Consider the following 7,974-nt stretch of genomic DNA (forward strand, 5'->3'; position numbering starts at 1 on the left):
TTTGAGCGATGTTTTTCATACACAGCCTGACCTGTTTCAGGGAAATAGCTTGTAAATGTAGATAAATCACTTTTAAGCTGTAAGGTAGTACCACGCTTAATTTCGCGGGAGATAGTACTTGGACTACGTCCTAATTTCCTAGCAATATAGCGAATACTTTTGCCTTCTTTTAGTAATGCAGAAATTTCTCCACACTCATAGCTATTTAGGTGTTCAAAAGAACGTACAGATGTGTTAGAATTAATTGTATCAACCATAGTGAAAACCTCCTGTATGTTTGGATTAGACAACTATATCATACATGATTTTCACTATGGTTGTTATTTTTTTATTCTATCTGTTGCATTTAATTTTACAATGAACCTTCATTTATAATTCGACCAAAAGCATCATCAGGCTCTATAAAGGCTATTCCCTGTTTGATACTTTCCTCGATATCACTTAATAGCCTTGAAAAGGGAAAAGCATTAAAATTTATATCTATCACATAAGTTATATTTGACTGTGGCTCAAACCAAAGGATTCTTTCAACTTTCTTATTGTCATCATCTGTTTTCCAGGAAATAAGGGTATTAATAGTTAACAATGCTATCCTCTCCCATTCTTTCCTTTTTAATATCAATAACGAGGTTTTCCAACCTTTCATTTAACTTTATCTCTTTATTCATGTCTAACTTAATTCTCTTTGTTGCAATAAGGTGCTTAAATATAAAGAGTCCTGTTTCCGTTTGAAGTTTATATTCCTTATCAAAATCCGCAACGATTTTTCTGATTGCTTGATGACTTTCTGTCATTTTTTCAAGAAGAACATCACACAAATAAATCATCTCTTCTTTGTCTAATCCTCTCTCATCTGTAAAATGTAATGAAGAGTGAACCCATTCTATGTTTTTAGCCTTGACAGTAGGAATATCTTTTTGCGTTACGATACCCCAGTCTATATGCTTGTTTAGCCAGTATCTTCTTTCAATCTCCAGTCTTTCAATGCTCCTCTTCCTTTGAAGTTCGTAATCTGCTTTCAAACTTCGGGCTATGTATCTTTTTTGACCATCTACACCCTTTAGTGTAATAAGGAAGGAAGTATAAATTATGTAGGGCAAACCACTATTTTTGTCCTTAAATAGATTAAAGTTTAAATCATCTTTTTCTTTTATAACTTTCTCTAAATCCAGCAGGGGAAAATGCTCTCTTATATCTACTACTGCGTCCTCCCATTCCAATAAATAGAAGTATCTCGTTCCACTGTCGGTAAAGAGATGATGAATCCTATTGGTTTTCCATCCCAACACTCGGCTGCATCTTCCTTTGGAAGGAAAGTCCTGCACGGTCACCCAGGGTTTGTAATTCTGTCCTTCTCCCTGCCCTCTTCCTTCCCTTAGAAATCGCTTTAATTTATTTTCATCCCATTGAAGGTTATGTTTTGCCATAACTATCACCTCCGAAAATCAGCCATATTAGCAAACTCTCGCTTATAGTCATCAATCTCTTTTGGCCTTTTACAATTCTCATATTCCACATATAAAACAAAATGCCACTGACTACAGTTGAACACCTTTATTAGGTGACTGTGTCAATGGCATTTGAACCATTTATTGTGTGTATAATATCTTATCACAAAATTATTTTGTTTTAAACGTAAAACCTTCCTTGAAATGCTATATAGGAAATATGTAAAATGCTATAACTCTATGACTAAGGAGGTATTTTATGAGGCATAGTGTTTTTATAACTATAAAATTGGTAATTCTCATAAGCATATTTTTAATACCATTTGCTGTAATTTCAGAAAATATCCTTATTCGCCTTTTTGCAGGTTCCCTACAAGGCATATTCCTTATAATACTTCTCTCTTTTACCGTAAAGGTTCAATCATACTTTAAAAAAGATAAGAAATATTAAAGCAATAAGAAAAAGGTTTTGGTAGGCTTAAAATCTACTAAAACCTTTTTACTATAGTCCAGTATATTCAAAAGATTAAATGTATCGTGCTGTCCTTTAACATCTCTAAAAATGCTGCATTATCTATCAATTTGTCTTGTTCCTCAATTGAATTATCCTGCTTTTTTCTCGTGAATTTTATTCTCCTCGTCTGCCTGTAATTTTGAACAAAGGTATCAATATTATGTTCATCTATATATCCAAGCCTTGTCCATTCATAAATCAAAAAATCATTCGATTTAAAAGTTATGGAAGTGTTGCTCCTGTCTCTAAAGCGCTCATCTTTATAAAGTATTTCTTTAGCCTTAGAAACAAATTCATATGTATCCCTGTCACTGCTAAAGATAGTAATAGTATCAATACTTTCACTGTAATAATAGGAAAGGATGTAACTTAAAACGGCAATTGAAATCTCTCCTGCATTCTTCTTCTGAGTTCTGCCATTTGAAAGTTTTCTTTGGTCCAGTCCCTCTTCATAGAATACGCTAAGCCATTCCTCATATGGGTCTAAATCCTCTACAGGTCTATTCTTTAAAATATTTTTCTTGATAAAACTAACAAGCCTGCTCACATTGTAACAGCAGTACAGGAACAGATAGTATAATTCTGCTTCTTTGTAATCCACCAATGTTAAATAATCAACTTCATCTATAATTTGGACCTTCGAATAATGTTTTAAATCATTTATGTAACTTTTTCTATTATCACTATCACAGACCTCAATCCATACCCATTGGGGGATAAGAATAATGTCATACTGGCTAAATATCTTTTCAGGGCTGACGTTCTTGCGTACCCATGTCAAAAATTCAACAGAGTTATTATCCAGGATGCAAATTTTGAGAGACTTGCCCGTGGAAAGGTATTTTTTTAAGTCATTTATGCCTTCTCCTTTCATTTGGCAAGCCCCTCCACTCCTTTTTTGATTCTATTCTTTAGCGTAAGTAAAAACTGATAGTTATCTTTATGATGGGAAACATCTGGGTTCTCTTTCATAGCGTTTTGTATCTTTTTCTCTAATCCCCCCAAACTTACAACATATGAGGGTTTTACTAACTCTGCGTCTAGTTCCAAATCTATAAATTTTTGCACTAAGTTCTCAGGCTTATTATCAAAATGCTCAAGAATTTTTTCTTTTAAATCCAAATCATTATATTTTGTAACGGCTTCTTCAAACAGTTCTATCAGTACTGCCTTATATGGTGCCTTATATACATCCATGCATTTTATAACTCTATCGATAAAATCCTCATCATCTAATGAATAGTAGTAGTCGTACACATTGCCAAAAATCATTTTTGCAGCAAAATAATCTGCTCTTCTTTCATTTAAATCCATATCAACGGCAATATTATGGGTCTCATCCCTTAAACTGAGGTCATAGAACAAATGGTATATTTCATGCCATGCAACAAAATATTGATAAACACGGGGCTGGGCAGTATTGATAACTGGTATTTTAATATTTCCCTTTGTAATAATAGCCCCGCCCCAATACTCATCATCGATAGGAATCTGAATTAAATGGTTCTCTTTTAATACCGAAAAAGATAGTTTATCCTGCCCCGTTACTCCCGACTTATTAAACCTGACTGTAAAATCATTTGTTAATCTTAATATATCATCTTTAATCAGTTTATTCTTTTCAATAACCTGCTCAAGGTTATTACTCGTTATCAATTCCGACATAATCTGCACCTTCTTAATTGTAATACAGTTCGCACATATGAATTATATCCTCAAGAATACTAAACATCTCTTGAGCCTTAGGGTTCAGGGCATGATTCTCTGGAGCATTGTCAGACAGCGCAAAAACAAGTTCCTTTTTTGCCTTGTACTTTGGAACATAATTTAGTAGTTGTTCTTCAACCATGTCCTGTGTTTCCAAGATTTTTCGAACATGAGTTTTAAATGTCGCAAGGCTGTCAACTTCTCCTTTGATTAATTTATCTAAAGTCGGTCTTGAAATATTAGTAAGCCTTGAGAAGGAAGACTTTGTATATCCGTTGTCTTTAATAATGTTTAAAATATTTTCACCTATTAATTTTCTATTTTCAAATAATAATTCCATAGTCATTTTTTACACCTCCTACTTTATTATACACCAAAAGTGTAAAAAAAGATACGGTTTGTAAAAAAAATTTTACAAACATTTGGGGTTATCTTTTTAGTTGTAAAATTTCCTACCTTTTCTTTCTCACTAAACTACAGGCTAAATCTAATAAGAAGAAAAGCATTGGCAGAATTTAATTCCTGCTAATGCCTTTTTTCTATTGCTTAATGAAGAATGCAACCTTTCATTTTGTAATTCTGTAAGCGTCAAATATTTCCCTGTAAGTGGTAAAATAAAACCATGAGATTTCGGAAAATAAAAACCCGGAAAAATTTCCAATCGACTACACAAGAGCTGCTCTCTTCGATACAATAGAAATTGTTGAGAGGAGGCAGTAGAATGAGAAGATTGAAGGGATGGAAATTGTTTGGGAAATTAAGAACATGAAGAAGCTTGGGTTTAATAAATCTCAAGCAACAAGAAATCTTGGTATAAATTATGAAACTGTATCAAAGTACTGGAATATGTCGCCTGATGATTATGCAAAGCTTTTAGAGTTGAGAAAAAACAGAAAAAGAAAACTTTCAAAGTATGAAGATGAGATTTTAGAGTGGCTCAGGAACTATCCTGATATGAGTGCTGCACAAGTTCATGATTGGCTTGTTGAACGATACGGCAGTATTGATTGCAGTGAAATAACTGTCCGAAATCTTTTAAGTTCTTTGAGAAATGAATATAACATACCAAAACAAGTAAGCCGAAGGCAGCATGAAGCAGTGGATGAACTCCCTGCGGGATATCAGGCTCAAGTTGACTTTGGCCAAATATGACTTAAGAATGAGAAAGGTAATAGGGTAAAGCTTTACTGTTTTGCTATGGTTCTGTCACACTCAAGATATAAGCTTGCATACTGGCAGGACAAGCCTTTTACAGCAACTGATTTTATCTATGCACATAACAAAGCCTTTGAATACTTTGGGGGTATGACTACTGAGATAGTATACGACCAGGATAGACTCCTTGCAGTGGATGAAAATTTCGGGGATATAGTCTTTACGGAAGAATTCCAGAAATACATTGATTTAATGAAGTTTAAGGTATATCTATGTAGAGGTTTTGACCCACAAAGCAAGGGAAAAGTTGAGGCTGTTGTAAAGTATATTAAATATAACTTTGCAGTACATAGAACTTTTTCCGATATAGCCTCCTTTAATTCAGAATGCCTGGCATGGCTTGATAGAACAGGAAATTCAAAGGTCCATGGGACAACAAAAAAGATACCGAAAGAAGTATTTGCACTGGAAAAGAAGCACCTTCTTTCGATACCCCATACCTTTGATAATAAATCATCCAATATCAGTTTAACTTATATAGTAAGAAAAGACAATACTGTTTTGTATAAACAAAATAGGTATCAGGTCCCCAAGGGAACGTATTGTCCAGGTAAGAAGGTTGAGCTTACAATTGTTGATAATATTATCCATATTAAGGATATAGATAGCAATTAGGTGTTGGTAAAGCATAAGTTATGTACTGGAAAGGGCAGGCTTATTAAAATTTCACATCCCGAAAGGGACAAAGATACAAAGCTTGATGAGATGTACCTTGAGACACTAAAGCTTTTGGGAGATAGCAGTGATGCTGAGTTATTCCTTAAGCGTATAAAACAGGACAAACCAAGATATGTGAGAGACCAGTTCAGTGTTATCAAAAATGCTGCAGCTAAAGCCTCAGAGGATATAATAAAACAGGCACTTAAATATTGCATAGAGCGTAGCCTCTACAGTGCGACTCTTCTAAAAGATACACTCCTATTTATGTTAGATAAAAGCGAAAGCCTTAAGAAAGATAAACAGGTAAAAGACAATCCCATTCCCCAAAAATATAAAGAGGTTAAGACCCAGATACGGGATGCAAAAGAATACACACAAGCTATGGGAGGATGAGGAATATGAATAATAGCAAGATAGAAACAATAAAACAGCATGCAAAGACTCTTAAGCTCTGTAGTCTCAATGAGAATATAGATATATTCCTTAAGGATGCAGAGCTTAAGGATAGCTCTTATCAAGAATTTTTGTTTAATATTCTTGAAGGTGAAATAAAAGCAAAGGATAAAAAAGCACAGGAAAAGCGTCTTAAAATGGCAGGGTTTCCAATTAAGAAAATTATTGAGGACTTTGACTTTAATTTTCAAAAATCTATAACTAAAAAACAGGTAAATAGACTTCTTGAAATGGATTGGATAGATAAGGTATATAATCTGATATTCTTAGGCCCTCCGGGCGTTGGTAAGACTCATCTTTCTATAGCCCTTGGATACAAAGCTGTGGAAATGGGATATAGAGTGACATTTACATCAATGGATAACCTAATATACTCTCTTAAGACCCAGGAAATATCAAGGAAGAGCAAAGGTAAGGTAAATAAAATCTATTCTTCAGACCTCGTCATAATCGACGAAATCGGATATCTTCCGATAACTCGTGAAGAGGCCAACTTGTTCTTTCAGCTCATATCTTCGCTATATGAACAGGCCTCAATTATTATCACATCTAATAAAGGGTTTGAAGACTGGACTGAGCTTTTAGGAGATCCTGCTCTAACCACAGCTATTCTTGATAGGTTAACCTATAAATGCGACCTTTTTAATATGACCGGTAAGAGCTATAGGCTGGAACATAGGGAATCATTTTTACAGGGATAATTGGAAATTATTCACGGAAATTATTTTCCGAAATTTCACGGAAAGTACTTGCCGTTTACATTTGATACTACCAACTTATCTTCAATATCATTTTTTCTATGAATTATTGCTATTACAACACCCTCAAATTCTTTTAGAGGCTGAAACTCTCCTATAATATAAGCATCAACTTCTTCACCATCTTCAGAGATTGTGTTAGGTATATATCCGTAGTTTAAGAGATAATATATTTTTCATGCTCTGGGTGCTTTGAGCATAACGGCCTATCAACAAGACTTTAACCTTTTTATTCAAATATTCACGCATTATACTCTCTTCTTTTTTATTACTCAACATAACGCTATTATACATTAAATTTATTAACACAACTTTATTATCTATTTGACACGACTTTATTATTTTTAACACAAGTTTTTTATCTCTGACACAACTTTTTTATTTTACCCCTTATCCCTTAACCCTTTTTAGAATAAAACTTAATCCTAACTATGTATACACATAAAAAACTCATGTCAAAACCCAACACCCCTCAAGCCCTTGCCCCTTCTCGCCTTAACCCTATTTCCCTAATTCTTTCCAGATAAAAAAGTCATATCAAAAATCACCCTATTTCCCTTATCCCTATCTCCTATTGTATATTTAAAATAATCTCCACTCCACCCACACCCCTCAAACCCTTGATTTTTCTACACCCTAATTTTTAACATATAATAAAATCCGCTCTAAAATCTCATATTTTTATCCCATTTATTAACACTTTTTCCTTAATTCTTGTGATAATTTTTAAAATAAAGTCGGTTCCAAATAGGGATGTTTTGAAAGGAAAATAGGGATAAGTTTCATAGGGTAAGGTTTAAGGTTTTATTCCACCCTTTCAGTTACTATATCAACATTATCTTCAATACAGCAGTCAATACTTCTCTCAATCCCTTTAAAATCAATAGTTTGAAGGCTTTAATCAGCACAATTTTCTAATCAAATTTCTAATGAAAAATCTAATCGCCTTAATCCTTACACCTTATCCCTCTCTCCCTAAAAACCAAAAATCCCGCAGCAAAACAAGATTTCTCTTGCATCTACTGCGAGGTTTTGGAACGAACTTTATTTTTATAGAGTCAACTTTATTATCATGGAGTGGAGTTTATTTTAGTTATATAAATGTACAAAATACAGGTTTTTTATTACTCAACTGTAACTGACTTAGCGAGATTTCTTGGTTTATCAACGTCACAGCCCTTTTCAACTGCTGTATAGTATGCAAGGAGCTGTAGAGGTA

The 7,974-nt window shown here is 33.8% G+C and carries 12 protein-coding genes; 5 read left to right on the forward strand and 7 right to left on the reverse strand.

All coding sequences use genetic code 11. The features are described from left to right. The 3 genes from EDD71_RS14670 to EDD71_RS14680 all read right to left on the reverse strand — a co-directional run. The coding region (locus EDD71_RS14670) for a helix-turn-helix domain-containing protein (protein WP_133629470.1) at positions 1 to 257 on the reverse strand (257 nt) is incomplete at its 3' end. A gap of 95 nt (positions 258 to 352) precedes the next feature. Next, the gene (locus EDD71_RS14675) at positions 353 to 586 is read right to left on the reverse strand and encodes a hypothetical protein (RefSeq protein WP_207669361.1); all 234 of its coding nucleotides are present in this window, start codon (positions 584 to 586) and stop codon (positions 353 to 355) included. Beyond that, the gene (locus EDD71_RS14680) at positions 573 to 1,427 is read right to left on the reverse strand and encodes a TnsA endonuclease C-terminal domain-containing protein (RefSeq protein WP_133629471.1); all 855 of its coding nucleotides are present in this window, start codon (positions 1,425 to 1,427) and stop codon (positions 573 to 575) included. The genes EDD71_RS14675 and EDD71_RS14680 overlap by 14 nt, the downstream gene beginning before the upstream one ends. A 280-nt stretch (positions 1,428 to 1,707) precedes the next feature. On the opposite strand from EDD71_RS14680, the gene EDD71_RS14685 reads away from it, so the two are divergent. Then, positions 1,708 to 1,899, forward strand: coding sequence for a ribonuclease BN (locus EDD71_RS14685; protein ID WP_133629472.1), 192 nt, complete (start codon positions 1,708 to 1,710; stop codon positions 1,897 to 1,899). Positions 1,900 to 1,966: 67 nt separating this feature from the next. On the opposite strand, the gene EDD71_RS14690 is transcribed toward EDD71_RS14685, so the two are convergent. Genes EDD71_RS14690 through EDD71_RS14700 form a run of 3 tightly spaced genes read right to left on the reverse strand, consistent with a single transcriptional unit; the run spans position 1,967 to position 4,015 of the window. Beyond that, complete coding sequence (locus EDD71_RS14690) at positions 1,967 to 2,836, reverse strand: hypothetical protein (RefSeq protein ID WP_133629473.1); 870 nt, start codon at positions 2,834 to 2,836, stop codon at positions 1,967 to 1,969. Continuing rightward, positions 2,833 to 3,627 carry an ImmA/IrrE family metallo-endopeptidase gene (locus EDD71_RS14695; RefSeq protein ID WP_133629474.1) on the reverse strand — a complete coding sequence of 265 codons (795 nt, stop codon included), beginning with the start codon at positions 3,625 to 3,627 and terminating at the stop codon, positions 2,833 to 2,835. Before EDD71_RS14695 ends, EDD71_RS14690 begins: the two co-directional genes overlap by 4 nt. Positions 3,628 to 3,640: 13 nt before the next feature. Continuing rightward, positions 3,641 to 4,015: a helix-turn-helix domain-containing protein gene (locus EDD71_RS14700; protein WP_133629475.1), complete on the reverse strand. Its 375-nt coding sequence runs from the start codon at positions 4,013 to 4,015 to the stop codon at positions 3,641 to 3,643. 392 nt (positions 4,016 to 4,407) lie between these two features. Here EDD71_RS14700 and EDD71_RS14705 point away from each other — a divergent pair, with 392 nt between their 5' ends. Genes EDD71_RS14705 through istB form a run of 4 tightly spaced genes read left to right on the forward strand, consistent with a single transcriptional unit; the run spans position 4,408 to position 6,698 of the window. After that, positions 4,408 to 4,821, forward strand: coding sequence for a helix-turn-helix domain-containing protein (locus tag EDD71_RS14705; RefSeq protein ID WP_133629476.1), 414 nt, complete (start codon positions 4,408 to 4,410; stop codon positions 4,819 to 4,821). A gap of 45 nt (positions 4,822 to 4,866) precedes the next feature. Continuing rightward, a complete protein-coding gene (locus EDD71_RS14710; RefSeq protein WP_133629477.1) occupies positions 4,867 to 5,499 on the forward strand; it encodes a DDE-type integrase/transposase/recombinase in 633 nt (210 codons plus the stop codon). Between the two features lie 3 nt (positions 5,500 to 5,502). Then, entirely contained in the window at positions 5,503 to 5,937 is a 435-nt protein-coding gene (locus EDD71_RS14715) for a hypothetical protein (RefSeq protein ID WP_166636510.1), read from the forward strand. Positions 5,938 to 5,942: 5 nt separating this feature from the next. Next, on the forward strand, positions 5,943 to 6,698 hold the full coding sequence (gene istB / locus EDD71_RS14720) for an IS21-like element helper ATPase IstB (RefSeq protein WP_133629479.1): 756 nt from the start codon (positions 5,943 to 5,945) through the stop codon (positions 6,696 to 6,698). A 35-nt stretch (positions 6,699 to 6,733) separates the two neighbouring features. On the opposite strand, the gene EDD71_RS15820 is transcribed toward istB, so the two are convergent. Continuing rightward, entirely contained in the window at positions 6,734 to 6,928 is a 195-nt protein-coding gene (locus EDD71_RS15820) for an inorganic diphosphatase (RefSeq protein ID WP_341472351.1), read from the reverse strand. Positions 6,929 to 7,974: the final 1,046 nt, after the last annotated feature.

It is taken from the genome of Fonticella tunisiensis, from assembly GCF_004364155.1.
Taxonomy (GTDB): domain Bacteria; phylum Bacillota; class Clostridia; order Clostridiales; family Caloramatoraceae; genus Fonticella; species Fonticella tunisiensis.